The organism is Rhodococcus sp. ACPA4, from assembly GCF_002300185.1.
Lineage (GTDB): Bacteria > Actinomycetota > Actinomycetes > Mycobacteriales > Mycobacteriaceae > Rhodococcus_F > Rhodococcus_F globerula.
The window spans coordinates 3,082,809-3,107,905 of sequence record NZ_NSDY01000001.1 but is presented as its reverse complement, the minus strand read 5'-3'; the positions used below and the strand labels follow the sequence as shown (position 1 = coordinate 3,107,905).

Annotated in this window: 22 protein-coding genes and 1 pseudogene; 11 read left to right on the top strand and 12 right to left on the bottom strand. The window is 61.6% G+C overall.

Going from position 1 to position 25,097, the window contains the following annotated elements; translation table 11 throughout:
* Positions 1–69 precede the first annotated feature (69 nt).
* The 5 genes from CJ178_RS14105 (at position 70) to CJ178_RS14085 (ending at position 4,703) form a co-directional block, all read left to right on the top strand.
* Complete coding sequence (locus tag CJ178_RS14105; RefSeq protein ID WP_095886962.1) at positions 70–1,569, top strand: APC family permease; 1,500 nt, start codon at positions 70–72, stop codon at positions 1,567–1,569.
* Between the two features lie 122 nt (positions 1,570–1,691).
* On the top strand, positions 1,692–2,201 hold the full coding sequence (locus tag CJ178_RS14100) for a putative immunity protein (RefSeq protein WP_033231629.1): 510 nt from the start codon (positions 1,692–1,694) through the stop codon (positions 2,199–2,201).
* 85 nt (positions 2,202–2,286) lie between these two features.
* Positions 2,287–3,483 (top strand): DUF6745 domain-containing protein, encoded by a 1,197-nt coding sequence (locus CJ178_RS14095; protein WP_095886961.1) that lies wholly within the window; start codon positions 2,287–2,289, stop codon positions 3,481–3,483.
* Positions 3,484–3,539: 56 nt separating this feature from the next.
* Positions 3,540–3,995, top strand: coding sequence for a hypothetical protein (locus CJ178_RS14090; protein ID WP_095886960.1), 456 nt, complete (start codon positions 3,540–3,542; stop codon positions 3,993–3,995).
* 33 nt (positions 3,996–4,028) lie between these two features.
* Entirely contained in the window at positions 4,029–4,703 is a 675-nt protein-coding gene (locus CJ178_RS14085) for a dihydrofolate reductase family protein (protein WP_257013147.1), read from the top strand.
* 25 nt (positions 4,704–4,728) lie between these two features.
* Here CJ178_RS14085 and CJ178_RS14080 read toward each other — a convergent pair whose 3' ends face one another.
* From CJ178_RS14080 to CJ178_RS14065, 4 genes are all read right to left on the bottom strand, one after another.
* Positions 4,729–5,346, bottom strand: coding sequence for a maleylpyruvate isomerase family mycothiol-dependent enzyme (locus tag CJ178_RS14080; RefSeq protein ID WP_033231627.1), 618 nt, complete (start codon positions 5,344–5,346; stop codon positions 4,729–4,731).
* 136 nt (positions 5,347–5,482) lie between these two features.
* The gene (locus tag CJ178_RS14075) at positions 5,483–6,853 is read right to left on the bottom strand and encodes an HNH endonuclease signature motif containing protein (RefSeq protein WP_095886959.1); all 1,371 of its coding nucleotides are present in this window, start codon (positions 6,851–6,853) and stop codon (positions 5,483–5,485) included.
* Positions 6,854–6,990: 137 nt separating this feature from the next.
* A complete protein-coding gene (locus CJ178_RS14070) occupies positions 6,991–7,314 on the bottom strand; it encodes a DUF1330 domain-containing protein (protein ID WP_033231625.1) in 324 nt (107 codons plus the stop codon).
* A 166-nt stretch (positions 7,315–7,480) separates the two neighbouring features.
* Positions 7,481–8,320: a helix-turn-helix domain-containing protein gene (locus CJ178_RS14065; RefSeq protein ID WP_045064449.1), complete on the bottom strand. Its 840-nt coding sequence runs from the start codon at positions 8,318–8,320 to the stop codon at positions 7,481–7,483.
* 102 nt (positions 8,321–8,422) lie between these two features.
* On the opposite strand from CJ178_RS14065, the gene CJ178_RS14060 reads away from it, so the two are divergent.
* Entirely contained in the window at positions 8,423–9,103 is a 681-nt protein-coding gene (locus CJ178_RS14060) for an SDR family NAD(P)-dependent oxidoreductase (RefSeq protein ID WP_045066654.1), read from the top strand.
* A gap of 24 nt (positions 9,104–9,127) precedes the next feature.
* On the opposite strand, the gene CJ178_RS14055 is transcribed toward CJ178_RS14060, so the two are convergent.
* The 6 genes from CJ178_RS14055 to CJ178_RS14030 all read right to left on the bottom strand — a co-directional run bounded on the left by CJ178_RS14055 (position 9,128) and on the right by CJ178_RS14030 (position 16,424).
* The gene (locus tag CJ178_RS14055; protein ID WP_045064448.1) at positions 9,128–10,102 is read right to left on the bottom strand and encodes an HAD family hydrolase; all 975 of its coding nucleotides are present in this window, start codon (positions 10,100–10,102) and stop codon (positions 9,128–9,130) included.
* A gap of 42 nt (positions 10,103–10,144) precedes the next feature.
* Positions 10,145–12,502, bottom strand: a complete 2,358-nt coding sequence (locus CJ178_RS14050) for an arylsulfatase (RefSeq protein WP_045064446.1) — start codon at positions 12,500–12,502, stop codon at positions 10,145–10,147.
* Between the two features lie 370 nt (positions 12,503–12,872).
* Positions 12,873–13,793: a DUF6226 family protein gene (locus CJ178_RS14045; protein WP_239654615.1), complete on the bottom strand. Its 921-nt coding sequence runs from the start codon at positions 13,791–13,793 to the stop codon at positions 12,873–12,875.
* A gap of 36 nt (positions 13,794–13,829) precedes the next feature.
* The gene (locus CJ178_RS14040; protein WP_033231622.1) at positions 13,830–14,315 is read right to left on the bottom strand and encodes a nuclear transport factor 2 family protein; all 486 of its coding nucleotides are present in this window, start codon (positions 14,313–14,315) and stop codon (positions 13,830–13,832) included.
* A 355-nt stretch (positions 14,316–14,670) separates the two neighbouring features.
* Positions 14,671–15,867 (bottom strand): PrsW family intramembrane metalloprotease, encoded by a 1,197-nt coding sequence (locus CJ178_RS14035; protein ID WP_045064445.1) that lies wholly within the window; start codon positions 15,865–15,867, stop codon positions 14,671–14,673.
* Positions 15,864–16,424 carry a hypothetical protein gene (locus CJ178_RS14030; RefSeq protein WP_239654614.1) on the bottom strand — a complete coding sequence of 187 codons (561 nt, stop codon included), beginning with the start codon at positions 16,422–16,424 and terminating at the stop codon, positions 15,864–15,866. The genes CJ178_RS14035 and CJ178_RS14030 overlap by 4 nt, the downstream gene beginning before the upstream one ends.
* Positions 16,425–16,778: 354 nt before the next feature.
* Here CJ178_RS14030 and CJ178_RS14025 point away from each other — a divergent pair.
* A pseudogene (locus CJ178_RS14025) lies at positions 16,779–17,694 on the top strand (hypothetical protein).
* A gap of 32 nt (positions 17,695–17,726) precedes the next feature.
* On the opposite strand, the gene CJ178_RS14020 reads toward CJ178_RS14025, so the two are convergent.
* Positions 17,727–18,185, bottom strand: coding sequence for a hypothetical protein (locus tag CJ178_RS14020; protein WP_052683332.1), 459 nt, complete (start codon positions 18,183–18,185; stop codon positions 17,727–17,729).
* Between the two features lie 167 nt (positions 18,186–18,352).
* Here CJ178_RS14020 and CJ178_RS14015 point away from each other — a divergent pair, with 167 nt between their 5' ends.
* Complete coding sequence (locus tag CJ178_RS14015; protein ID WP_245006101.1) at positions 18,353–20,311, top strand: ABC1 kinase family protein; 1,959 nt, start codon at positions 18,353–18,355, stop codon at positions 20,309–20,311.
* A 62-nt stretch (positions 20,312–20,373) separates the two neighbouring features.
* Here the strand turns inward: CJ178_RS14015 and CJ178_RS14010 are convergent, their stop codons facing one another.
* Positions 20,374–20,628: a hypothetical protein gene (locus CJ178_RS14010; protein WP_106939700.1), complete on the bottom strand. Its 255-nt coding sequence runs from the start codon at positions 20,626–20,628 to the stop codon at positions 20,374–20,376.
* A 263-nt stretch (positions 20,629–20,891) separates the two neighbouring features.
* On the opposite strand from CJ178_RS14010, the gene CJ178_RS14005 reads away from it, so the two are divergent.
* The 3 genes from CJ178_RS14005 (at position 20,892) to CJ178_RS13995 (ending at position 24,947) form a co-directional block, all read left to right on the top strand.
* Positions 20,892–22,328, top strand: a complete 1,437-nt coding sequence (locus CJ178_RS14005) for an MFS transporter (RefSeq protein ID WP_095886958.1) — start codon at positions 20,892–20,894, stop codon at positions 22,326–22,328.
* Between the two features lie 143 nt (positions 22,329–22,471).
* Positions 22,472–24,169, top strand: coding sequence for a 3-ketosteroid-delta-1-dehydrogenase (locus CJ178_RS14000; RefSeq protein ID WP_033231617.1), 1,698 nt, complete (start codon positions 22,472–22,474; stop codon positions 24,167–24,169).
* Positions 24,170–24,494: 325 nt separating this feature from the next.
* Positions 24,495–24,947 (top strand): SPW repeat protein, encoded by a 453-nt coding sequence (locus CJ178_RS13995; RefSeq protein ID WP_174557321.1) that lies wholly within the window; start codon positions 24,495–24,497, stop codon positions 24,945–24,947.
* Positions 24,948–25,097: the final 150 nt, after the last annotated feature.

Here is a 25,097-nt window from a genome sequence, read left to right as displayed (position 1 = left end):
AATTCTGGCTGCACCTATATCTGCCTGTTCCGGATAGTCGCCCTCTTGCCCCGACTGGAGAAGTTGCTCATGAAGAAAACTGCACCCGAACCCGCTCTGAAGCTGGAAGGAGGCGTCCTCGGCACCGCCGGCATCGTCTTCTTTGTCGTGGCGGCGGCGGCGCCATTACTGGTGATGGCAGGGGTTGCGCCTCTGGCCTTGAACATTGCCGGCATCGGGGCCCCCGGCGGATACATTTTGGCCGGGCTCGCGCTAGGAGTGTTCGCAATCGGCTTCACTGCGATGAGCAAGTACATCCACAATGCGGGCGCCTTCTACGCCTATATCTCAGTCGGGCTCGGCCCTCGGTGGGGCCTGGCCGCAGCGGTGCTTGCGCTGGTGTCCTACAACGCGCTCGAGATCGGAATCTTCGGGGCCCTAGGCTATTTCGCGCAGTCAACCATGGCGGACTTGGTTGGGCTGGATCTGCCGTGGGGAGTGTGGTCGTTACTCGGGGTTGCCTTGGTCTGGTTCCTCGGATCTCGATCGGTACATCTCGGCGCTCGGTTCCTGATCCTGTTGCTGACCGCGGAGACGGGGATTCTGGTGCTGCTCGCAGCCGCCGTTCTTTTTCAAGGCGGTGCCGGGGGAATTGATCTCGACTCCTTTGCGCCGTCTAACGTGTTCAGCCCCGGTCTCGGTGGGGTGCTGACCCTGGCCTTTGCTGCGTTCATCGGATTCGAAGCGACTGCCCTGTACCGGGAAGAAGCAAAAGATCCCGCTCGGACGGTTCCGCGGGCGACCTACATCGCGGTGGCATTCCTGGGTCTCTTCTACGCATTCATGGTGTGGATCATCATCCAGGCGTACGGACCGGATCAGGCTCTCGAGCTAGCGGCTAACGATCCCGCCGGTATGTACTTCAACGCCATCGAGCACTACGTCGGAGGTTGGGCGAGCACCCTCATGGAGCTGTTGATCATCACGAGCATTCTCGCCAGCCTGCTCGCGTTCCACAACGCAATCACCCGCTACGTCTTTGCGCTTTCGCGCGAACGTGTATTGCCCCAGTTCCTGGGCAAACTACACCCGGTCTACAAGTCCCCCTATGTGGCCAGCGCGGTACAGAGTCTCCTGGCGATGGTGGTAATCGTCGTGTTCGTAGTGGTCGGCGCCGACCCCTACCTCGAACTCCTATTGTGGGTGAACTCGCCCGGTATCGTCGGCATCGTCGTGCTTCAGGTCATGGCAGCCGCGGCAGTTATCGCATTCTTCTGGAACGATCGTCGCGGGCATTCGGTCTGGAGGGTGGTTGTAGCTCCCGTATCCGCTCTTCTGATGTTGACCTACGCAACGTATTTGATCGTGGACCAGATGGAGTTGATTACTGCCGCTGGAACCGCAGTGAACGTGGTGCTCGTGGCCGTCACGCCTGTGAGCCTGGCTGTCGGTTGGCTTCTCGGTATCCGGCTTTCACGACGCGACCCGGCGCAACTCTCGAGGCTGGGTACCACTGACGTCGACGCCGAACCGTCGACGGAGTCTGACGGCGTGAGCAATTCTTCCACCTCGCCTGGTCAAGTAACGTAGAGCCGTCCGAGCAATTGTCTCCGAGCAATTGTCTCCGAGTAATTGTCAAGGGCGGCAAAGTCTCTACCGAGTTCCCCAGGAAGCAGTGTTTGGCCGCCGCGAGCAGATGGAGCGTACGAACCATGATCCTCCCGAAGGTCCGGGATCCGCGCTTCGTGACGATCCGTCGTGGTGGGACCCTCACAGATTCCGATCACCACCTCCTCGCTCTCTGGGCGGCATCGTGCGCCGAGCACGTCCTTCACCTTTTCGAGTCGGTTCAGCCGCAGGATCCGCGGCCGCGTGAAGCGATCGAGGGTGCGCGAGCCTGGGTGCGGGGTGAGGTCACGATGATGCAAGCTCGCGCTGCGGGCGGTCATGCAATGGGCGCGGCTCGGGACCTGCGTGGGCCGGCGCGGCATGCTGCGTACGCTGCCGGACAGGCCGGAGCCGTCGCACACGTCGCCGCGCACGAACTTGGTGCTGCCGCCTACGCGATCAAGGCCGCACGTGCTGTTGCGACGGAAGACGAGGAGGCTGCGGGCCGACTCGAGTGCCAGTGGCAGCGCGACCAGCTCCCGGTATCGATTCGTGAGTTGGTACTTGATGACCAGCGGCTACGGAATGACATCTGCTGGTCGGTGTTCGGCTGATGAGGTACCGGCCTTGCGTTCCGCGCTTCCTCGTGTCACCCTCGATAACTATGACTACACGAAAGGCCGACACCGCCACCATCGCGTGAGCGCCGCGCCGATGTACTCGGTGTCGCGACACCGAGCATCATTCACCAGCAACGTTGATGCTGTGCGGAACGAGTGGCTGGAACACGGTCTCTGCGCACGCCCCTCCGACCGCGACACTGCAGAATGGGCTGTCGCGCAACTGTATCGGCGATCAGGATTTCCGGAACCGGAGTTCCTCTGGGTTCCGTCGCCCCCAGCTGGATCAGATCTGATTGTGGCCGAAGGCTTGTCGATGTCGTTGGACAGCAACCGACTTCGCTGCGCTTCCGCCCGCATTGCGAGCATGTTTTCGGACTTACGCGGCCGTATGGATGCGCACATCGAGCGTCGAAGATCAGACTTGCCGAACGAACGCTGGGGGATCGACACTGCACGTACTCAGTCTCCCGAGGATGCGGTTCGGCTGGGAATCAGCCCCGATCGGATCATGAGAGCAGCTGTCTGGGACTCGTTGCACACCACGCTATTCGACGGGGTTGCGGCTGCGATACGGACGATGTCGACTCCCGTCCCGGGAAGCGTGACGTGGTACGGACAGCAGGAAGCTCATCGAATCGCCTACTACGACGCATACCGTCGATGCGGTCTTGCTTCTTTCCGTTCCGACGATGACGAACTACTCGACATTCACACCGCTCTGGCTGGTGCAACCGGATGGTGGTGGGCGTTCGACACCGTGTGCGTCATGTCGGAAAGGCCTACCGTCCTGCGGGTCGAACCCATACCGGGCCGAGTGCACAACGAACGTCGATTGCATGATTCAGACTCTGCAGCAATTGAATTCGGCGACGGACACGGCGTCTATGTTCAGCATGGGACAATTGTTCCCAGCTGGGTAGTTCTCGATCCGACGGTCGAACGTATTGCAGCCGAACGGAATATCGAGATCCGTCGCTGTGCGATCGAGCGCATCGGATGGGACACCTACATCGATACCGCTGGACTCGCACTAGTGGACCAAGCTGATGATCCCGGCAATGCCGGGCACACGCTACAACTCTATGCATCGCCCGACGGCTGGGGACGTGGTGGTCGAATTCTGCTTGCAGTCAACGGCTCTCCTGAACGCGACGGACGTCGTCGTCGTTACGGGCTCTACGTCCCCGGATGGTTCTCGTCAGCCCTGGACGCTGCAGGCTGGACCTACGGCATAGCCGGCGTCGACTACGCCCGACTCGTTCGTCGGACCTGACCCAACCCCTGAACTTCAATTCCGAACATCAAACTATGAACTCCCAGGTGACTCATATGAATTCGACCATGACTTTGTCCGCGCTCACTGCCATCACGGGCCTCGATGTCTTCGACTATCTCGACCGAGAAGTATCCATACCCGTCGTCGACGGCTTGCAGGCACAAGGTGATCTCATCGTGGTCCCGTATTCGCTTGTCTCCGATATCGTCACGCCCGCAGCGTGGACGAGGTCGGTGAACGTACCACTCTCCGGAGTGGAGTTGCTACGCAGTGCGGCGGGCGGGAATCCGCACAGCCTGGTCGCCGACGAAGGTGTGTGCACGTGGTCGTCGCCGGTGAGAGATTCCCGGGGTCTTGCTCTGGGCATCCTCGACGCCCACGGGACTGCTTATCTCATCCACCCAGAGCATGGCGCCACTGGAATCGCGCCAGGCCGCTATGTCATCGGACGGCAGCGAGAGCGGGGCGCCGGACGGGCGATCAACGGGATGCAACTCGTCGCAGATTGACGCCCTGGACCACGTCCGAGCAAGCTGAGGTCAGTGATATTCGAGGATGCCCGTGAACACTCGATGGTGGAGAAGGGAATTGCGGCCATGAAACTGACGACCATCACTAATGTCTCCCTCGACGGCGTTATGCAGGGGCTCGGCGGGGCGGATGAAGACCGCAGAGGCGGATTCGAGCGTGGCGGATGGGCGCTGCCACTGTTCGGCAAAGACATCGAGGGTACGACGTTCGTCAATGACGTCTACCAGCGCGCCGACGCCTTCCTGTTCGGACGGCGAACCTATGAGATCTTCGCCGGGTACTGGGGAGTGATGGAAGATTCGGGTAACCCCATTGCAACGGCATTGAACACGCGGCCCAAGTACGTGGCATCGACCACGCTCACCGAACCGGGTTGGGCGAATACGACCGTACTCTCCGGCGACCTTGTGACGGCCATCCGCGAGCTGAAGGCCAAGCCTGGCGGTGAGTTGCAGGTACACGGCAGCGGCAACCTCGTTCGCCGGCTGTTCGACAACCGGCTCGTCGACGAGATCACCCTGCTCATCTATCCCATGATCATCGGCCAGGGCACGCGGCTATTCCCCGAGTCGGGACCGGATATCGCACTGGACCTGGTCGACTCGCAAGTCACGTCAAAGGGCGTGACAATTCAGGTTTACCGGCCCACCGGGCGACCGGAGTATGCCACCGCTATCGCCGACTGAAGCACGCTTCATTGGTGTTGAAGCGTCAGTTGCCGTCGTGAAACATGCGGGCGCGGAGAACATCAACGCCATCGCCGTCAAGATCGTCGAGCACCGATGCCCTCCCGACCATTGCGAGGGCCAGCGCCTCCGCTCGCCCGTGGACTTCTGGTCCGGTGCCGCGTTCCCAAGGGAGATCGGAAGCAGTGAACCGGAGGCCCTTGGTGAATCGACGCGGCTGTGCAAAGGGATCGGGTCGATCGAGTACGAGTCGTAGACGCTCCGGATCGATCGTTCGAGGTAACCCGAGCGGTCGCCTGATGTCCTGCTGGTGCACAACATGGTCGGAAAGGGTGAGGCGTGGGGCATATCTTGCGAACCAACTCGTGGTCGCGGAAGCTGCGAGACGATCGACGAGGATGTCTGTCGGCACGTCATTCTGCGCGGTGACGTAGCGTTCGTTGACACGGTTAGCGGATAGATTGTGCAGCGCTGCAAGGAAATAGCGAGGCATCGTAACGGAATCCATCGACACATGTATCGCAACGTCGCGCACCGACCAGTGTCCGCAGAGTGACGGCGTTGACCATTGATCAGGGCTCAGGGTCTCGAGTAGTGTGACCAGCTCCCGACGTTCAGCGAGGATGTGAGCCTTTACGTTCATCTCCGCACGGTAGCTCGATCTCTAGGATTATGGCGACGAAGACATGTTTCTGGCGCGGGACATGCGTGTGGGCTTCGCATCGTCTGGCTGGTGATGCGAAGCTCTCACACGGTATGCAGTTCCGGCAGAGCCGGATTCAGTCTCGATGCACTGGGCCTTGGCGGGTGGTGGAGCGGCGGCGTCGTTGTTTTGGGTCAATCGCGGCTGGTGGGATGAACCACGGTTTGTGATCATCGCCCATTTTGATTTCCCAGATGCCGCGGAATCCGCTGGTGCTGTGGATCAACCGGTGGTGGTTACGGCAGAGGAGGGTGAGGTTGTCCATCACCGTCGGACCGCCCACTGACCAGGGTTTTATATGGTGCGCGTCGCACCACGCCGGTACGGCATCACAGTTAGGGAAGGCGCAGCCTTTGTCCCGGGCGATCAGCGCCGTACGTTGTTCCGGTGTGACGAGGCGTTTGTGCGGCGTTGCATCGAGCGGTGCGCCGTTGCCGCCCATCAGGACGGTGGAGAGCATGCAATCGCAGGCGAGCATCCGGGTCAGGCTCACACTGAGCGGCCCCATCCACGGCATGTACCCCACATCAAGATCCTCGACATCAGGCTCATCGTCATCGAAGGCACTGCCGTAGAACTCGCCATCATCCGATGCGGTATTGCTGCGCATGGTCGCGCATTCCCGATGCTCGGCAAGGTCTTTCGCGGTGATGTGCACGTTCACATGCGGACGCTGACCACCATCAACACCGGTCATTGCATTGTCGAGATACCGGCGGATCAGTTCAGTGAAGGCGTCGGCGGTTCGTTTGGCAGCTGATCGCTGATCCGGGGTTCCGTCCGCTGCTGGTTTCGGCATCGACAAACCCGAGAGAGCCGACAACAGCATTTCGCCGGTCAACGCGTCGAAATCACCCTTGATCGCGACCCGCCCGTTGAGCGTCGGCGAAATCCGCAAGACGTTGAGGTCGTCGTCCTCACCAGGCGGGATCTCGTCAGATTCGAATATCCGCTCCAGAACTGCAATCGCGTAGCGGAGTTTGATGGTGGTCGCCTCCACCCCGGATGCGGCAGCCAACAGAGTCTTCATACAGGAAGGCAACGCCCTGTCCGGCATTCCTTTTGGTGGAGATTCACAGAACGCGACGATCATTGCCGCATGATCGAGCGAGAGATCGCCGGCCTCGAATTGGGCAGTAATGTCCGGGAATGCCCGCAGTGCGGCACCGAGGGCGGCGATCTTGTTACCGGCCGCGTTCTGCAGCATCGTGTTCGCCGCCAACCACCGCCCCACGCCGCGGTAGCAGAGCACCTGCTCGTCCGGGTTGAGCGCCAACGCATCTACTGCGGCAACCCGAATCGTCTCCAGTCGAAGAATTTCCGCAGAAACGGAAACAGCAACGTCGCGAACCTCGGCCGGTCGCAATCGCCACAACCTGCCACGCACACCCGTCGCGGAACCGGCTACAACATCCTCCACCGAAACAAAATCGTTCACCGTAGTCATCAAGGCCTCCCCACCCTTGACCCAATTATACTCGAACGTCTATTCGAATCAATAGGCATATCGGGCACATTCGATTTGCATCGAGTGCGGCTCGGGGAACTCGAGTAAGTCTGCAGGGGAATAGGTTTGAGATTCGGTCAGATCAGGATGTCGGTTGCTCGGTGGTTTTGGTTTACGCCTTCGAAAAAGGCCACGGTGCCAGTCGAGTTATTGATTCGAAGCGGAGCGATAGCTTGGTAGGCGTCCGATGTATACCAGTGTTGGGCCGCAGCGGACGTGGGGAATCGGAGGATGATGAGATCGCCTGACCACTGTCCCTCGCGGACGTCAGGCAAGCCTCCGTGGATGATGAAGCGGCCCTCGAACGGTGTGAGGGTGCTGTCGATGCGTTGGAGGTATTCGGTGATGTCGTCTCCCATGGCGACGTTGTTGAGGATGCCAACTACGTAGCTTTCAGTCATGTCTGGTTCCTGCCTCTCGGAGGAGCGCGTGTATAACTAATCGTTTGTCTCTCAGTAACGTTCAGCTGGGTTCGCTCTGGAATCGAGTGTTGCAGGAGCAACGGCGCCGCGTCGATTACCTCAGGGGTAATGTGCTGTCCTACGTATGAGTGTGTCGCCGTGTTCGTCAGTGATGCGTCAGGTCCTGCAATCCGGCGACACGAAGCAGATCAAGCTTGGCTGCGTCGGCGGATCCGGGCGCGACTGTGTAGACGACGATCCGCAGGTCGCCGCTACCGGGCGCGCTGAGAACATCGCAGTCAACGGTGATGTCGCCAACAGTGCGGGTATGCACTGTCTTTCGGCTGGACCGGTGCAGGGCTACGTGTGCTTGCTCCCAATGCGCTGCAAACTCGTCGGATTCGGAAAGGAGGCGGTCGACGAGGTCCCTGAGCGGTGCGTCGTCGGGATAGCGCCCCACTGCGGATCTCAAGTCCGCGACCAGATCCGCTCTGAATTCGTCTTCTCCGACGGCGGTATGAGTGACACGTGTGTTCTCCTCGGTGAAAACCCGCCAGACAAGATTGTGCTGAAACCCGGCCAACAGTGAGGGATCGCCGAGCAGTGCTGCCCAGAGCGGATTCCACAACAGGAGGTCATGCGCGGCGCTGAAGACGCCGACCGGCACGTCGCCGAGACGGTCCACGATCCGCTGGACGCTCGGACCCACGTGGCGCGGCAATGAGGCAGGCGTCGGAGTAGCGACTCCGGCGACTCGATACAGGTGGTCGCGCTCTTCGTCGGTCAGGCGCAATGCCCGCGCGAGCGCGCCGAGCAGTTGCGCCGAGGGATTGGTTGCCCGGCCTTGCTCGAGGCGCACGATGTAGTCGACGCTGACTCCGGCGAGCATCGCGAGCTCTTCCCGGCGAAGCCCTCGGGCACGCCGACCTGTACCTGGTGGCAGACCGACGTGCTCAGGCTGCACACGGTCACGCCAGGCGCGCAGCACACTTGCGAACTCGTCCATGCCCTCATCCTGCTCGCTGTGGGCGCGCAGTGGGTAGTACTGCTGGTCCCACCGTCGATCGGTGCCTGGTGCGCGCACCGAAGTTGAGCGAGCGTTGTGGACATGACTACGACACTTATTTCAGGAGCCAACCGCAGCCTCGGACTGGAGACCGCGCGACGGCTCATCGACGCCGGCCACACCGTCTATGCCGGGATGCGGGACCTGGCTTCAGCTGCCGAGGTGCAGAACCTCGGCGCTCACCCCGTCCAACTCGACGTCACGGATCAGCGCAGCATCGATGCGGCGCTCGCGCAGCTGCCCGAGCTCGACGTTCTGGTAAACAACGCTGGCGTCCTCGGCAGGTCTTTCAGCGTCGACGACCTCGACGTCGACGCCATGCAGGAAGTATTCGACACGAATGTCCTTGGTGTCGTGCGTCTTACGCAGGCCGCGCTTCCGTTGTTGCGACGCTCGTCGAATCCGGTGATCGTCAATGTCGCATCCGGAGTCGGCTTCGCCCGCTCGCTGGCCACCCCCGGTACCGATGAGCACTTTGTGCGGGCCGTGCCGTACGCGAGCTCGAAGGCGGCTGTGATCGCTTTGACTCTCCAATACGCGAAGAACCTGCCGGAATTTCGGATCAATGCCAGCGATCCGGGCTACACCAGTACCGACTTCAACGGCCACCGTGGACACCAGACCATCACCGAAGGCACTGATGCGACGGTGATGTTGGCCCAACTAGGCACCGGTGGACCCACCGGAAAGTTCTTCAACCGCAACGGCGATATCGACTACTGAACTATGCCGTTGAGCGCCCTACGGTCAGCTCGGGAACACGGCACTCCAGTCGTTCTCGATGCTCGCTATGGTCCAACCCCGGGCATCCGCGAGATCGAATGCCTGCTCGGCGCCCTCCCGATATGCGAACTCGCGACGTGAATCATCGTGCTGTACAAGTATTTGCAACGATGGGAGGTCCGCTCGCTCCGAGAACTGCAACATCGGGATATCGCCGTTGCTGTTCCCCGCGGCGAGGAGCGGCCGTCTCCCGATACGGCTCCAGATTCGGACCGGCTTCTCGGGGCCGTCGACCAATACGTCCAATGCGGGTTTATGGACGAGCGTGCCGCCGCGGCCGTCGGCCTTCCATACCAGCGACGCGCTGCTACCGATGACTCGCTGACGGGGCACCCCGTACACGTCCAGGCTGATCGGCCGCATGAAGTCACGCCCACCACCGGAGACGATGTAGTTGTGGAACTCGTTCGTCTCGAGGTACCGGAGCAACTCGATCATCGGCACGTAGCCACACGTCAGATAGGTACGTCCTAGGGTGGGATGGTCTGTCGTGCGCAAGAATTGGTCAGCCAGCTTCTCGAATTCTTCCACGGTGATGTCGGTGTACGCCATCAGCACCCCTTTGGCGAACACCTTCACCCCACTGTTGTCGCCGTGGTAGTGACCGGTGATGACACTGCTGAACCAGCCGTAGTCGCGGGTGACGGCGGCGAGCCACGGTTGGCGGGTGCCCAGAGCGGGATCCACCTCAGTCATGACCACGAGGCGGCGCAGGATGAAGTCGAGCTGAATGGGCATCGGTTTCTCACACCACAGCGTTCCGTCGTTGTCGAACACCGCGATTCGCTCTTCGGCGGGGACGGCCCCCGGACCTCCGGGATCCGTCACCCGCCCGACGAACTCCAGGATTGCTTGCTTACTCGGACCCTCGTGCCAGCTGGGGAGCGGATCACCGATCTGTCCGCCGGTGTCCAGATCGGATCGAACGTGTTCGGGCATAACCTGATTCCTCCTCGATGTTGCCACCACACGATGGTCCTGCTATTCGCGGGAAAGCATGGCCGCGGCTTCGCGTTCGAGGTCGACGTAGGGTTCTCCACTGACGTCTACGACGATCCGGTTCAGGGAGCCGCCGGTGAACGCCCACGGTGCGGTGCCCGGGTAGTCGTCGGTGACGGGTTCCCCGATGGCGCGGCCGGCACTGAGACCTTCGCCTGCGATGCTGAACTTGCCTGGCTGAGTTCGGATTCGGCCCTCGCCGACCTTCCGGTCACCGTAGAACAGGCCGAGGGTGCCGTGGGCCGTGCCGGGCGGATCCTCACCGTCTTTGTCGAAGGTGGCGGCCAGGATCAGGTTCTCGCCGGTCGGCAGATCCTCGCCGGCGACAATCCGCTGCTGTTCGCTGCCGAGGAAGTTGTAGACGTAGTGCAGGCGGTTGTCCTTGACATAGAGGGAGTGGCCGCCGAAGCGGCTGCCGTGCGAGAAGAGCACCCCGGATGCCCCTGGGTTCGGGAGATCGACCAACGCGCCGATCGAGTAGGAGCGATTGCGAATGTTGACGGCAACGGACTCGGGGACCTCGGCGCCACCCGCCCGGTAGATGTAGCGGTTACGCGGAGCCGCAAGCTGCGGGCGAGGGGTGGTGAGGATCTCGACAGCCGAGCGGTCGTCGAGCGGAAATGCCTGGTTGGCGCCGGCTTCGTGGAACCACAGGCCCACCAGCTCGGCGAGCCTCCCGGGCTCCTCGGCGGCGAGGTCGTGCAGCTCGGATCTGTCGATCTGGGTGTGGTAGAGCTCCCAAGTGTCCTCGGGGAACCGGCCCCAGCCACTGATCGCCGGGTGGGTGGTGACGGCCTTCCAGCCGTCGTGCCAGATGCCTCGGGTGCCGAGCATCGAGTAGAACTGAGTGTGTTTGGCTGTCGGGATGGTGGCAGCGTCGAAGCTGTAGCGCATGCTCACGCCCTGCAACGGATGCTGGGTGTAACCCTTCACGGCGTCGGGCAGTTCGAGTCCGAGGCAGTCCAACACGGTCGGAACCAGATCGATGGCGTGGTGGTACTGATCACGGGTTTCCCCTCGGGCGGCAATCCCGGCCGGCCACGAGATGATGCACGGGTCGCAGGTTCCGCCGTTGAACGAGTATCGCTTCCACATCTTGAACGGGGCATTGAAGCCCATCGCCCACCCGTTCGGGTAGTGGTTGTAGGTCTTGGTACTCCCGAGTTCGTCCAGCATGGAGAGGTTTTCAGCAAGATCGTCCGGCACGCCATTAGCGATTTTGTTCTCGTTTACCGAGCCGTTCGGACCCCCCTCGCCACTGGCGCCGTTGTCGGAGACCAGCATGATGATGGTGTTGTCGAGTTGCTCGACCTGTTCGAGGTAGTCCAGTAGTCGGCCGATCTGGTTGTCGCAGTGGGACAAGAAACCCGCATATACCTCTGCCATCCGGGCGAACAGTCGCTTCTCGTCGGCGGAGAGGGTATCCCAGGGGCGTGTGAAATCCAGTGGTGGGAATGGCTGTCCGTCTGGGCCGGTGCGCGAGTCGGGAGTGCCGATCGGATTGAGGGGCGGTAGCTCGGTGTCGGCGGGGACAAGGCCCATTTCCTTCTGCCGGGCCAGGATCTGCTCGCGCATCGCCTCGTAGCCGTCGTCGAACCGGCCCCGATAGCGGTCGGCCCACTCACGCGGTACTTGGTGCGGGGCGTGCGCGCACCCCGGGGCGTAGTAGAGGAAAACCGGCCGTTCGGGAGCGATTGCCTTGACGTCGTCGAAGTACTGAATAGCTTTGTCGGTGATGTCGACGCTGAAGTGGTAGCCCTCCTCCGGTGTGGCCGGTTGCTGGACGGGGTGGTTGTCGTGGATCAGGTCGGGATACCACTGGTTGGTCTCGGCGCCGAGGAAGCCGTAGAAGCGGTCGAAGCCGCGGCCGATCGGCCAATTATGTTTGGTGGAAGCGAGATTCATCTCGTCCTCGGCGCACAGGTGCCACTTGCCTACCATTGCAGTGCTGAAACCCTGCTCGACGAGGACCTCGGCGAGGGTGGCGCACTGCGGTGGAATGTGCCCGTTTGCGCTCGGAAATCCGATGGCCGCTTCACTGATGCAGGCCATCCCGTTGGTTGTGTGATTACGGCCCGTCAGTAGGCAGGACCGAGTCGGCGAGCACAGGGCTGTGGTGTGCCACTGCCCGTAGCGCAGTCCGCGTGCTGCGATCTTGTCGATCTTCGGCGTCTCAATCGGGCCTCCGTAACAGCCGAGCGCGCCGAATCCGACGTCGTCGAGGACGATGTACAGCACGTTCGGTGAGCCTGGCGGTGCTTTAGGCTGCTCGTACGGGCCCCAGTCCGGGACGGAGTCTCGTATGTCGAGGTTGACCACGCCCCTGAATGCCTTGGCCATTGTCTGCTCCTCATGTCGGGTTCCCCCACCTATCCACTACACCACCATCACCCCGACGTGAACAGGGCTTGTAATCTCCCGTTACTTGAACAGCCTGCCCGCCGTGAGTCGCGTGGAGCGAGACGGATCTTCGTCAGCCGCGATTCATGCTGGGCTGCATGAGAATTGGTCAAGCCACTAGGGATGCTGGTTTCGCTTTCTCGGCTGACGATGAAACCTGCGCCGCGCAGGCTTCCCAGGCGCGCGTGAAGTTCGCGATTGGACCATGCTTCTGTGGACTGGCCGAAGTGTTCGATATCCGGGCGCATGCAATAACCCTGATTCGGGCCGGGGCCAGAGCCACGAACTCGAGGTGGGTCATCTTCCGTTTCTATTCGTCTGTGCGCCAGTAGGTTTGCGATGCACCCGCAACGCCAGGCTTGCGTAAGAGTCGACGGAAGCCCTCCCGGGCAGCAGTTCCGAACACCGTTCGCGGGAATGGGGGTTCGGGGTGCGCAGTCCTGATCTGGGACGCCAGCGGGCGTGCCGTCCAGTTCGCGGGCCACGGTGCGGCTGTGAATTCTGTAGGTTCGTCGAGATTCTGGACCGTGCTGCCTCGGGTACCAAAGGATGTGCGAACTGAGGAGTAATTACCGGCAACGTCGACGTGGAGCGAGCCGTCGACGACAGACAGCACCCATGTGTCGATTTCCTCGAGCAGTGTGGCGGACCCGCTGTCACACCCGTCGCAGGCACAGTCGGGAATCGATGCCAAGCACACCGCCGGATCGCCTGCGCTGATCGAGATGTTGAACGGATGGTTGGAGTCCACCGGAGTGTGCGTAGTCAAAATCAGTGGGACGGCGCCGTCGGCGGTAGGTTCGAGAACGGTGTCGGCTCCGCCGGAATCGAAAGGGCGAAGCGCCCACTGCACAGGTGATGCTTCTCGCGCCCAGCCCCGGTCGAGGAGAACCGTTGTCCACGCCTGCACTCTCGCGACCACGATCAGGTACTTCTCCGGGTTGGTGGAACGCTCGTAGTCTGCCTCGGCCCGATCGGGACCATCCTTGTACGGGTTCGGCCACTCAGGAGTGTGTGCGCCGGTGAGGGCGAATTGCTCGTCGACATCGTCGAGTAGTTCGCAGATCTCTCGCGAGAGCACCGAAGTGTTCTCGCCCCAGCCGGTTTCGTGCATGCTGCGGACGCCGTCGTTGCATCGCTCCCACCATGACCTTGCCGGATCTGTAGCCATCGCATGGACATTACCCGTCGACAGGCTTTTCACGCGCCCGCTCAGCGCGGTGCCAGTCATTGTGGCGACGCTATCTTTGACAGCCGAGAATTTTGATCAGTTGCCGGCTCGGGCAAGCAGGTCGCGCGCGGGAGAACTTCCGTCGAGTAGCCGGGTCGTGCGCTGCTTGATCTTCCACTCGCCCTCCGTCTTGACGAGATCGAACCGGTTCGCCGCGACACGCCACACGCGGAAGGAATCCTCGCCTTCGTTGCGCCGTAGCAATTGGGAATGGCCCGTCGCAGTAGCCTTGTCTCCGTCGACGACGATGTTGAGCGGGGCGAGAATATGGCCGCAACCGGTGTTGATGTAGTCCTGGTGGGGTGTGGTGCGGACCATCTCGGCGATCTCGGCGCGACCGTTCAGGGTACGAATATCGATGTCGTACACCGCATCCTCAGTCCACATCGCACCGACCTTGTCCGCCTCTCCGGCGTCGACGGCGGGACCGTATGCCGTCACGAGTTTCTGGATCGCAATCTCGTCTTCGAGTATTTGCACTCGTTCGAGGAGTGAGTGGACCAGCGCGGTGATATCGGTCATCGGGTCTCCTTGGTGTGGTTAGTGTTGCGGCCGACCTCGGGTAGTACATGCACGCGTGTCAGCGAATTCGATGTTGCGGTCCGGACAGTAGCAAGGCAGCGCTCGACTGTGGGGTCGATGTCGGAGACCGGGACGGGGTCGGAGTCGATGGCCTATCTCGACGAGTATTTGTCTTTCTACGTCCCGGTGAATGGACAAGGTATTACCGAGCCGCCGAGTTCGGTGTACGTCGGAGCTATCCACTTGGTAGGGAACATCATTGAGAACATCAGTGGTCCTGCCTGCGGATAGAGCTGGGCGCCTGATCAATGTGATCGATCAGGCGCCCAGATTGTTGCGGCACAACCCGCCGTTCTTACGCGGAGCTAGTCCCCACCGAGGACTGCGAGCCTGCGGCAATTCCGTGTCGGAGGCGAGTGATCTCGTTGCGTGCTTCGACAACTTCGGGACTGTCGAGACCCTTGCTGACAGCGAGGTCCCCACACAGATCCAATGCAGCGCGAACGATATGACGTCGTTGGCGTCGCTCGGCACGGGTCTGTGCAGCTCTGACGTAAGCGCGCTGTTGTCGCCACCCACCGGCAGCAGTAACTTCGTCGTCGGTCAACACTCCGGATTCGATTTCCGGAGCGAGAACATCACGGACGAAATGGGACTCGCGTGGGTGCGCCCAGACAAATGCGATCCACAATGCCGTCAAGGCGAAGATGATGTCGCCGACCATGACGACCAACACGATGGATGAGTTGCCGCCGGCGAGTGCCAGCATCGAGTCCCATACGCCGTGAATCAGAATCGGGGCCACGATCAACGCCAACCCGCGTCTGATTCTGCGAGGTTGTGCCGGGGTGCCGATCAGATAAATGACTCCGGCACAGAACAGTGCGGTGAAGAGAGGATGCGAAACGATGTCGGAGTATGCGCGAAGCGCAATGGAACCGATCAGCCCGTCGGTCTGGTGCGCGCCGAAACCTTGCGTCGCACCGACAACCGAGTACAAGAAGTCCTCGCTGGTTTGAAATCCCAGGCCGATGAACGCGCCGAGTAGCAGTCCGTCGGTTGCGGTGCGGACCAGTCGCGGCGCAAGAGCGAGGAGGACAACAATGCCGATGCCTTTCGCGGTTTCCTCCACGAACGGCGCCGAGAGTCCGGCATGCCAATCCTCCGCCCAAACCTGTCCGAACAGCTTCGAGTAGAGCGAACCGAGTGCGGAGTTACCGGAGATCGCGATGGTGAACGTCGCCGCGGAGGCTCCCCAGACGAAGCCGGTGAGTACCAATCCCACGGGTTGGCGTTCGTACCGGTCGATGTGCCGGAACCACCATGTCCACACCGCAGCACTGATGACGGAGACGACGCCGGCGACAAGGAGTGCTTGCCCGAAGTATCCCGAATAGGGCGCGAACATCTGCCAGGCTTTGACCACGCCGACGCCGCACATCCACAGGTATATCCAGAACACGACGTTGCGCGGCTGGATAAACCGGAACTTCTCGCCCCACGCCGTCGCCTCTAGTGCTTGGGAGCGTGTCTCGAGCAGGTCGGCGCTCACTTGGTATCTCCCTCAGTGGTGCCGAATGACGCGATCATATCGGCGATTTCTTGACTGTGACTTGCAATCTGGTCGGGCGGACCGACCACTTGCACCCGAATTCCCTTGTCACCGACGACAAAAGTCGCCATCGAACCCGCGGCGCGGGGCGTATCGAAGCGAATCTGGACGCCGGTCAAGCCACCATCGGTGGTGACTGGCTGCGGTGGGCTGGAGATGGCGAGTACAGAGCTTCCGTTTGTCGCAAGACTTACGGCGTCGACCTGTGAGAGAAGTTCGTCGGCGGTGCCGGTGAAGTCGTCAGCGTCGACGACGAAACTCACGCTGCCACCGGTCAATTCCACCCTCGGCACGGAACCGGACGCACTGCGTTGGTCGATGAGGAAGCCGCTATTGATATTCCAGCCCGCGGGCACAGTGAACGACACCGACTCGGTCACAGCCAGGCGGTCGCCGGCAACTGTCGGATCTTCCGACGACACAGCGGAATCGATGGCCGGAACGATCACAACCCACAGCAGCCACACGGCCAGAATTGCGACTGCGTGCGGAAACACGCGTGTGTCGAACCCGAGGAAGCGGTGATCGACTGGTGGCCGTCGTCGATGCGTTCTGTGTTCGTGTTTCGACGGGATACTCCCGATAATGCTCAAAATTCCTCGTTCCCATTGTGCCGAATGTGTATTGACTATCCCAGAAATGGGACGAATGGCGGGAACGGAGTGCGTGCCGTCACCTACCGCCCACCGAGAACGGCGGCACAGCGGGCAGTCCGGGTTATGCGATCGCGCATCTTGCGTGAGTCGACGTGCTCCTTGACGACGTGGTCCTTGACACAGCGTCAGTTACGGCGTTTGACTGAGATGCGCGCTCGTGTTGAATCGCCCGACAGTGTTCTGGGAGGTCGCCGCATGTATGGCATAGGTTTGACGAGTTCGGGACATCGATGCGGAGTGCGAGCCCGCCGCAAGGGCGTCTCGGTGCTGGCACTGGTCGGAGCCTGCCTCGTTTCTCTGGCAGTTCCCCAGACTGCCAGCAGCGAACCGGCCGCAGGAACCGTCGACACCGGGTTCGCGATCCCGTTTTCCGGGGCCCCTGGCTACGAGCACCTGGCACCGCCGCAGATGACCAGCCCGGATCAGCTCAACCAGCCACTCGGTCAGCAAGCGGCGGACGAGATTGCCGCCCAGATCGGGCTCGACAGCGAGGATGCGTTGTCGGAGCAGCAGTATCGCGACCTCGTCACGGGCGGTGGGGTCGGCGGCAGTCGCGAGGCCGCCGAGATTATCGACGAATGCGCCCGGATCCTCACCAATACAAACGGGCGTCCCCTCTATTCCACAAACGACGGCAACGTCACGTCGTCGGTTCTGGCCAGCTACGGGCTGTACGTGAATTCCATTGGGCTGCTGGAGAGTCCGGCCAACGCGGACGCGCCGACGAGGCAGGTGAACTCCTTGATCGCTCCAGGCGGATTTGTGGGCACATGGATGAGGAACAACGGCGCAACACAAACCCTGGTTGCGCTCTATCAGTCGGCGTACACAGTGCAAGCGGTCTATGGCTTTGCATCGCAACAGATGTCGGGCACAGCGCAACTGGTGACCAACACCAAGGGAGGTGCGAGTTCAGAGGTCGGTATGTCGATGGCGCCGCCGCTTTGGATAGTGAACTTTGAACTTTGCGCTGCTCTACATATTGAAGCCCTCCCTGGCGGCTGCGATGCCTGCCCAGTGGGCTCCCATTCCTTCGGCGGTTGCCGACGCGATAACGTCGAGCCCTACCGGCCAGGTTCCTTTCAGCGACTATGCGTCCTATTTCGAGTGAACGCCAACTTTTTCCGACGTTCCGAGTCGCCCTCAGGATTCGACAGTTACCTTGACGACGTTGTCGTCGCCGTTGAATCGGACCGCCGGCCAGTATCCGTCCATGAAGTGTGAACCGCACGTATCTGCCAGATCAAGGACGACTTCGTTGTCGGGAAATACCTCCACTGCGTCGAGTGCCAGGTCTCGTAGTGCGTCGTCGAGTTCTTCCGTGGAAGTAGGGTCCTCGCTGAACTCGTAGACGACCGCTTCGGCGGCCTGGCGATGGAGGCGTTGGAGTTGATCGAAGACATGGTGCAAGCGGGGGAGCATGCCGCGTACGGCGTCGGAGTCGACGGAGTGGGCGATGAATCCAACGTCCCGCCCGTCGATGTTGCGGGTCAGACTGAAGTAGTCGTCGTCCAATCGCACGCCGTCGGACAAGATGTGATGCCCGCGGACAAAAGTGCCGAGCGTTTCGTCAACGATTGCGGAGCCGGAGTGTGTCGTCACGAGATCAGCTTAAAGTGCCCGTGTCGCAGTGAGGCCGATCGATTCGGTACCCGAGCCTTCCGGTATTGGCGCGGGTGGAATCGACGCCGCCGGCACCTTAATTCGAACTTGGTGGACTCGGGGTTTTCCCGGATGAAACGCAGGTGGTGAACCTCTACGCTACCGCCATGGACTTGATCGTCTGGATTATCGCGACGCCGATTCTTGCCGCAGCACTCGCGGTCGCCATGCGACGAACGCTGGGGGCGAAAGTCGGGTGGCCGCGAACACTGGTGGTCTCGGTGATAGCGCTCTCGGTGGGTGTTTCGCTGGCGAGCTACGTCGCAACGCTCGACGGAATTGCGAGCCCGGACGGTCAACTACTGGTGAGCGAGGGAATTGCGCTCACCTTCTTCGGAGTCGCCGCGCTCTGGGTTTTCGCGGCGTGCCTGGCCGCGTTGGTCTTCCTTGAAGTTGTCATTCCTACGGGGTCCGTACCCGGTGTGCCAGAAGCACTGCGGCGCAGCCGAAAATCGTGGCGCCGAACAAAGCGGTACGCCCAGATCGTGGGTATCTTCATGCGAGCGGGAGGTGGGTCGGCTCTCCGCGCCGGACCGTCCGCACCTCAGTTCGGGGACGCGCTGGTGGAGATCGTCAACCGATGCGGAGTCACTTTCGTCAAGTTGGGACAGATCCTCGGCACACGAGACGACCTCGTGCCACCCGAGCTCGCTCGCGCTCTCTCGACGCTCCAAAGTTCGGCTCGGCCGGCCGATCCTGACCGCATTGCAGGGCTGCTGGCATCGGAACTCGGCGACGTCCCCGAAGCGGTGTTCGCGTCGTTCGAAGTGGAACCATTCGCCGCTGCCTCTGTCGCACAGGTACATTCCGCGCGCTCCACTGAAGGCGTCGACGTCGTGGTGAAGGTTCAACGCCCCGATGCGAGCGCACAAGTGAGCGTGGATTGCGATATCTTCCTTCGCGTTTCATCCCTCGCGGAGACCCGTTTTCCCTGGGCACGCGATATCGGCGTTCACCGACTCGCCGGCGGGCTCGTCACGTCGCTGCTCGAAGAGCTCGACTACCGTACCGAGGCAGCGAATACCGGCGCGATTGCCTCCACCATGGCGAACCGCCCGGAAATCGTCGTTCCGCACGTCTACCTCGACCTCAGTAGCGGACGGGTGCTCGTGATGGAACGTCTTCACGGCACACCGCTTTCCGACGGTGAGGCCGCGCTCACCGGCCTCGATCGCGACACCCGCAGCAGCATTGCCAACGAACTTCTTGCGTCACTACTCGACGGGATCTTTGTCCACGGGGTGTTCCACGCGGACCTGCACCCCGGAAACATCATGATCCTCGATGACGGCCGGGTCGGGCTCCTCGACTTCGGCGCAGTGGGTGTTCTGGACGGCGAGACACGGATCTTGTTCGCCGTGCTCCTCAACGCCGCCCTCGCAGGTGATCCGGTGGCAACTGTCGACGCGATGTTGATGGCATTCGACGTACCGGCCGATGTGGAACGCGGAGCGCTGCGACACCAGGTGGGCCGCGAGATCACCCTGCTCAGTGTTCAACCCAATGTTTCCATGGCATCGTTCGCGCGAATGTTCACCGTGCTTCGAGATCATCGAATAGGAGTGCCGGGAGACGTTGCCGCCGCATTCCGTTCACTCGCGTCATTGGAGCGCGCCCTCCGGCTCCTGGATCCGCAGATCGACCTCGTCGCTGCTGTTCGAGCCGAAGTACCCCGACTGTTGACCCAGGTCGCCAGCCCGACTGCAGCCGCGCAGGCAATCCTGTCGACGACGGCGGTCACAACCGCGGTGGTCAGGCGTCTTCCTGGTCAGCTCGACCAGATCGCAACCTCCCTCGCGTCGGGAAGTTTCACTCTCCGCACCCGTTCTGTCGCACACCCCGACGACAGACGATGGCTCCGACGGTCGGCGAACAACGCCCTGGGAATGGCGGCTGGAGTTACCGCGCTGATTGTCGCGGCGATCCTGCTGTTCGTACCTGGCGGACCACAACTCACACCTCAGCTGTCGGGCTACGCACTCGTGAGTGCGGTACTGGGCTTCGTAGGAGTCGTTCTGTGCATGCGGACCGTGTTCCGTTTGTTCACACTCGACGGCAGGCGGTGAAACCTCACCTCCCGGGTTAACGTTGCCCAATTTCCCCGCAGGGCGAATGTGTTGCGGTGGAGTCAGTCCGGTGCCTTGTCGTCGGGATCGGTCCGTGTCGTGCGTTTCCGTTCGGCGGCATTGCCGGGCACCGCCGCCGCCTCGCGCTCGGCGGCGATACGTTCTTCGAGACCGTCCACCAATTCGGACAGTTCACGGTCACGTTTGGTGGGCGTGATTACCTCGCCGGATGAATGTTCGTCAGCGGGATTATGCGACTGTGACTCGTTGTCGGGATTGGTCGTCGTCTCGTCATCGAACTGTGCGCTCAACGTCATCGCCTCCTTGATCTCTGCCCGCGACTCTACGACTCCTACGACGCGTGAGCATCGGTGCTGGTCGGTGCTAGCGCGAAGGGATCGGGTAATGCCGCCGACCGAACTCTTCGACACATCCGAGCGGTTGTTCCGCTGCAGAATGGGTACGTTCGCGCACGAGACGTATACACCTTCGAGGCAGTCTCACTGATCGGAATGGAAAAGTTGTATCAAGAGTCACATTGTTACCGTTTTCGAGCGATATCGACCCAAGAGGAGCATGAATGCGGACAACGGTGAGACCAACTAGGCCGCTGGCAGGCTACGCCGAACGTCGATACGAACGGTCCCGACCGGTTTGGCTCATACTGACCGTGCTGATCACGGTCGAGGTGATCAGCGCATTCGAGACTTCGATGATGTATGCGGCGCTGCCGACTTTCGCCGAGATCTTCGACGCCGACGCTTCGGCTGTGGGATGGTCCGTCACCGCGTTCCTGCTGGTCGCGGCATCCTCTGCCGCAGTATGCGGCAGGCTCGGAGATATGTACGGGCGCGAACGCGTGCTGATGGTCGTACTGGCATTCGCCACAGTCGGCTCGATTGTGAGCATGGCGGTCGGAACGCTCGAGGGCATCATTATCGGGCGTGCCATCCAAGGCGTCGCGGGGGCGATTCTGCCGCTGTGCATCGGTTTGGCCCGCGAGCATCTGCCCGTGGAGAAGGTTGCGATGGCTGTTGCGCTGATCGCCGGATCTGCCATTGCCGCCGGTGCGGCATCGCTGGTCGTTGCGGGTGTGATCATCGACCTCGGCGATTGGCGGTACATCTTTGTCGTCACTGCCGCCTACGCCGTCGTCTGCATCATCTTGGTCGAAGTTGTATTGCCGTGGCGCCGTCGGACTTACCATCGACAGCCCGTTGATTTCGCTGGGGCAGTGGCGCTAGCCGTCGCAGTGGCGTCCATCTTGTTGGGGCTCACGCAAGGAAAGTCGTGGGGCTGGGACGATCTTCGGGTACTCAGCCTCCTGGTCGTCGGCGCCGTCATCTTTGCCTGGTGGGTGAGGTGGGAGTTGAACTGCGCATCCCCAATTGTCAACTTGCGCTTGCTTGCTGAACGCAACATCGCTTTGACCATGCTCAGCACGATCGCTCTCGGGCTCGGTCCCATCGGTGTGGTCACCATGCTCATTCCGATCATCATGCAATCTCCGAAAACCTCACCGTTCGGGCTCGGGCTTTCACCCACCACCGCCGGTCTCCTGTCGTTCATCGGCGCGATGGTCGGCATGTTGTTCACACCGCTCGCCGGAAAATTGGCAGCGTCGGTCGGCGCACGCACCGCGTTGCTGATCGGAACCGCATTGTTCCTCGGGGCATGTTCCGGTTTTCTCGTGTTCCACGGTTCAGTGGTCGGAATGACAATGCTGATCGTGGTCGTCTCGATCGCAACGGCCTTTGCATACACGGCGTTGTCGAATCTCCTCGTGGAATTCGTTCCCGAACACAGCACCAGCGAGACCGTCGGTAGTCAGTCGGTTGTGCGAACTGCAGCGATGGCCGTCGGAACGTCGATTACGACAGTTCTACTCGCATCTCTCGTGGTTCCCGGAACGTCGACACCGACGGTTGCCGCGCTCGGTGCTGTCTGCGCGATGCTCGTGGCTATGTGTGTCGTCACGATCATTCTTGCTCTCGGGATCAGGTACGAAAAGCGCTGACATGCAGGTCGTGATTCGGCTGTGACGGCCGCAACGCGCCAACAATCCGCGTAAAAAATCCCGCTGACTGGGCATCCGGACCATCTCGCGCTGCGCCTGCCCTAGCGTTCTACCTCGATAAACCACGTGAAGGGATTTGTTCAATGGCTAAGAATCAGGCACCCCCCGCGACACGGGCCGACGACATCACAGTCGACCTGCTGGTAATCGGGTCCGGTACCGGCATGGCTGCCGCCCTCACCGCAAACGAGCTCGGCTTGTCCACGCTGATCGTGGAGAAGACGCAGTACGTGGGCGGTTCGACGGCGCGGTCCGGTGGGGCGTTCTGGATGCCTGCCAACCCGGTACTTGCAGCTGCCAATGCGGGCGACACCGTTGAGCGCGCGAAGACGTATGTGCGTGCGGTGGTCGGTGATACGGCACCAGCCGAACGTGGCGAGGCATTTGTCGACCATGGTGGCGCCACGATCGACATGCTCTCCCGCACGACGCCCATGAAGTTCTTCTGGGCCAAGGAATACTCCGACTACCACCCCGAACTGCCGGGCGGTAGCGCTGCAGGCCGCACCTGCGAGTGCCAGCCGTTCGACGCTTCGGTGCTGGGAGAGGAACGCGGCCGTCTGCGCCCCGGGTTGATGGAAGCCGGACTGCCGATGCCGGTGACCGGTGCGGACTACAAGTGGATGAACCTGATGGCGAAGAAGCCCACCAAGGCTTTCCCGCGCATCATCCGCCGCTTGTCGCAGGGCGTTTTCGGTAAGTACGTCCTCAAGCGTGAATACATTGCGGGCGGTCAGGCGCTGGCCGCCGGTCTGTTTGCCGGTGTGGTCCAGGCAGGTATTCCGGTGTGGACGGAAACGTCGTTGGTTCGGCTGATCACCGAAGGTGACCGCGTAACCGGTGCAGTAGTCGTGCAAGACGGACGTGAGGTGACTGTGACGGCCCGGCGCGGTGTCGTGCTGGCCGCCGGCGGCTTCGATCACAACATGGAGTGGCGCCACAAGTACCAGTCGGAGAGCCTCGGTGAGCACGAGAGCCTCGGCGCCGAGGGCAACACCGGCGAGGCTATCGAGGTCGCGCAGGAACTGGGCGCAGACATCGGCTTGATGGACCAGTCGTGGTGGTTCCCGGCGGTCGCGAGCATCAAGGGACGACCACCGATGGTGATGCTCGCCGAGCGTGCGCTGCCTGGCTCGTTCATCGTCGACCACACCGGTCGACGCTTCGTCAACGAGGCCACCGACTACATGACGTTCGGTCAGTGTGTGCTCGACCGGGAGAAGGCGGGCGACCCCGCAGAATCCATGTGGATCGTCTTCGACCAGGAGTACCGCAACAGCTACGTGTTCGCCGGCGGCATCTTCCCGCGCCAGCCCCTTCCGCCGTCGTTCTTCGAGGAGGGTATCGCGCATCAGGCGAGCAGCCCGACCGAACTCGCCCGTAAGGCCGGTCTTCCCGAAGATGCGTTCGCTGAGGCGTTCCAGAAGTTCAACGATGCCGCAGCAGCCGGTAGTGACGGCGAATTCGGCCGCGGCGGAAGCGCATACGACCGGTACTACGGTGACCCGACAGTGTCCCCGAACCCGAACCTGAGGCCGCTCGACAAGAACGCCCTCTACGCGGTGAAGATGACATTGAGTGACCTCGGCACGTGCGGCGGCGTGCGCGCCGACGACCATGCTCGAGTCCTGCGCGAGGACGGCAGCTCCATCGACGGGCTGTACGCGATCGGCAACACCGCCGCGAATGCGTTCGGCCACTCCTACCCGGGCGCGGGCGCGACGATCGGCCAGGGACTGGTTTACGGCTACATCGCAGCGCATCACGCAGCGAAGCGGTAGTCCGACCAAGCAATAGCACCACCGAACGGGAGATCAGCGCACGTTTCCGACGCCGGAACGTGCCCTGGTCTCCCGTTCGGCATGCAAGGCTCCGAGCACTGTCATCTTCTCGATTATTTGCTTCGATTGTTGCTTGGCAGACGCCCGATTGGGTACGTATGTGGTGGTCCAGTGCACTCACCGATTTCGGCGGCACCGACAATGCTCGAATTCGCCAGGCAACCCGGTGACGACCGAATCGGAAAGCGTCTGTACCCCTGCCATACATACATACGGGTCGGCAGGGCAATCTTTGCCCTCCGGTCCGGTCGAGGAGATGAATCACATGTCATCATCTACCCACGCACCGATGCACACTCACCCTGACATCATTGCACTGCGCGAGCGCTACGATCAGGCCGCCGAACAACCAACCGCCCAAGTCGTCGAGGGGTTGATGTTGCTGTCCGGACTGTATGCGGCGGCGTCCGCGTGGATCATCGGCTTCACCGCTCAAACCAACCTCAGTGTCACTAACTTGATCTGTGGTGCTGCGATCGGGTTGCTTGCGGTGGCTTTCGGATCCGCTTACGGCCGCACCCACGGCATGACATTCGTTGCACCGTTACTCGGGATTTGGCTGATCGTCTCGCCTTGGATCGTTGCGGGTGTCGATACCAGCACTTCCATGATCTGGTCCAATGTGGTTGTGGGAGCGCTTGTCTGCGTTCTAGGTCTCGCCACAGCTGCACTGGGAATGGGGCGCGGTCTTGCGCGACGCGAACCGAAACCGCAGTGACTACCGACACGGGTATTTCGCCAGGGCGAAAGTCACGAAGTGCGGTGTCGTCGATTGGTTGAACGACGAACACGGGTTCGGGTCTATTTCGCACACCCACCACAGGCTCGGAATGTCCGTATCACTGACGTTGCCGGCTCGGGTAATGGT

Coding starts and splice junctions, on each gene's coding strand:
- CJ178_RS14105 (WP_095886962.1), top strand. CDS start 70: ATGAAGAAAACTGCACCCGAACCCGCTCTGAAGCTGGAAGGAGGCGTC.
- CJ178_RS14100 (WP_033231629.1), top strand. CDS start 1,692: ATGATCCTCCCGAAGGTCCGGGATCCGCGCTTCGTGACGATCCGTCGT.
- CJ178_RS14090 (WP_095886960.1), top strand. CDS start 3,540: ATGAATTCGACCATGACTTTGTCCGCGCTCACTGCCATCACGGGCCTC.
- CJ178_RS14080 (WP_033231627.1), bottom strand. CDS start 5,346: ATGAACGTAAAGGCTCACATCCTCGCTGAACGTCGGGAGCTGGTCACA.
- CJ178_RS14075 (WP_095886959.1), bottom strand. CDS start 6,853: ATGACTACGGTGAACGATTTTGTTTCGGTGGAGGATGTTGTAGCCGGT.
- CJ178_RS14070 (WP_033231625.1), bottom strand. CDS start 7,314: ATGACTGAAAGCTACGTAGTTGGCATCCTCAACAACGTCGCCATGGGA.
- CJ178_RS14065 (WP_045064449.1), bottom strand. CDS start 8,320: ATGGACGAGTTCGCAAGTGTGCTGCGCGCCTGGCGTGACCGTGTGCAG.
- CJ178_RS14060 (WP_045066654.1), top strand. CDS start 8,423: ATGACTACGACACTTATTTCAGGAGCCAACCGCAGCCTCGGACTGGAG.
- CJ178_RS14055 (WP_045064448.1), bottom strand. CDS start 10,102: ATGCCCGAACACGTTCGATCCGATCTGGACACCGGCGGACAGATCGGT.
- CJ178_RS14050 (WP_045064446.1), bottom strand. CDS start 12,502: ATGGCCAAGGCATTCAGGGGCGTGGTCAACCTCGACATACGAGACTCC.
- CJ178_RS14045 (WP_239654615.1), bottom strand. CDS start 13,793: ATGACTGGCACCGCGCTGAGCGGGCGCGTGAAAAGCCTGTCGACGGGT.
- CJ178_RS14040 (WP_033231622.1), bottom strand. CDS start 14,315: ATGACCGATATCACCGCGCTGGTCCACTCACTCCTCGAACGAGTGCAA.
- CJ178_RS14015 (WP_245006101.1), top strand. CDS start 18,353: ATGGACTTGATCGTCTGGATTATCGCGACGCCGATTCTTGCCGCAGCA.
- CJ178_RS14010 (WP_106939700.1), bottom strand. CDS start 20,628: ATGACGTTGAGCGCACAGTTCGATGACGAGACGACGACCAATCCCGAC.
- CJ178_RS14005 (WP_095886958.1), top strand. CDS start 20,892: ATGCGGACAACGGTGAGACCAACTAGGCCGCTGGCAGGCTACGCCGAA.
- CJ178_RS14000 (WP_033231617.1), top strand. CDS start 22,472: ATGGCTAAGAATCAGGCACCCCCCGCGACACGGGCCGACGACATCACA.
- CJ178_RS13995 (WP_174557321.1), top strand. CDS start 24,495: ATGTCATCATCTACCCACGCACCGATGCACACTCACCCTGACATCATT.